Source organism: Actinomadura sp. CNU-125 (genome assembly GCF_001942465.1).
GTDB lineage: Bacteria > Actinomycetota > Actinomycetes > Streptosporangiales > Streptosporangiaceae > Spirillospora.
Window position 1 is genome coordinate 1 of the sequence record NZ_MKJY01000539.1, and the last position, 1,296, is coordinate 1,296.

General features: G+C 80.2%; 1 protein-coding gene. It reads right to left on the minus strand.

The annotated features are described in order from the left end of the window. The coding region (locus tag BJF79_RS39995; RefSeq protein ID WP_143220815.1) for a hypothetical protein at window positions 1-1,250 on the minus strand (1,250 nt) is incomplete at its 3' end. Window positions 1,251-1,296: the final 46 nt, after the last annotated feature.

Below are 1,296 nucleotides of genomic sequence, written 5' to 3' on the forward strand. Positions count from 1 at the left end.
AGCCGTCCGGCGGCGCCCGCGCGGTCCCCGGCCGCCAGGTCCGCGCGGGCCTCGCCGAGCAGCGCCCGCGCCGCCAGGGTACGGCAGCCCGAGTTCCTCCCAGACGCGATCGCGGTGCGCCACGCGTCCCGCGCGTCGCCGGGGTCGTCGCAGGTCAGCGCGGTCACGGCGGCGGCGTGCGGCGGGTCATCGGCGGCGTCGCGGCGGGCAGCCGCGCGGCGAGGTCCGCGATCCGCGCGAGCCGCGGCCCGCCGGCGTGCGCCGCCGTCTCCAGCAGCGGCCACAGGTGGCAGGGCTGCGCGGTCAGCCGCGGGTGGCGCAGGACGGCGTCCACCGCCGCGCGGGCCGCCGCGTGGTCGCGCGTCCGCCAGCCGCCGCTCGGCGATCATCTGGGCGAGCGGCAGCGCGGTCTGCGGGTACCCGGCGTCCAGCGGGACGCCGGAGATCTCCGGTCCGGGTTCCGGGCCGGAGCCCCGCGCGGCCCGCAGCGCGATCCGCCAGATCGTCATCTGCACCTGGAAGGCCGGGCCGTGGTGCCGCGCCAGCCGCGTCCGGACGATCGCGGCGGCCTCGTCCCACCGGCCGAGCCGGTACAGGGCCTCGACCTGGTTGACGGCGGGCGCCAGCCCCGCGCTGTGCGCCAGCCCGGCGCGCTCGGCCACGGCCAGCCCCTCGGTCGCGAAGGCGAGCGCGTCGGCCGCGCGTCCGGTGCACAGGCGGCAGTGCGCCAGCATGTTGAGCACCCGGGCGGACGCCCACGGGCCGAGGCCGCCGTCCAGGAGCCGTTCGAGCGGTGCGTGATCGCCCTCGCCGTCCCGTGCGGCGGCGGCCGCCACGGTGACCTCCAGGCCGCGGACCGCTTCGGGCGGGCCGATGTCGCGGGCGAGTTCCAGCCCCTCCCGGCCGAGCCGTTCCCCGGCGGCGGCGTCCCCGCAGACCAGCAGCCGCGAGCTCGCGCGGGCGAGCACCTGGACGCCGACGCGGCCGGGGGCCGCGGCGAGCCGTTCGGCCTCGCGCAGGTCGTCGAGTTCGTCCTCGCCGCCGAGGTAGCCGCGCAGCGCCGCGCGGTGGACCAGCAGGACGGCCGCGCGCCCGGGCTCGCGGGCGCGGTCGGTGCCGTCCAGCGCCCGGTCCACGAGCGGCAGCCCGCGGCCCGGGTCGCCCGTCGCGATGGCGGCCTCGACGGCGCTTCCAGCACCCGGTGCCGGGGACGGCCGGTCAGGGACTCGGCGTCCGGGACGCGGGCCCACAGCGCCAGGACCCGTTCCAGCAGCGTCAGTTCCTCGGCGTACGCGG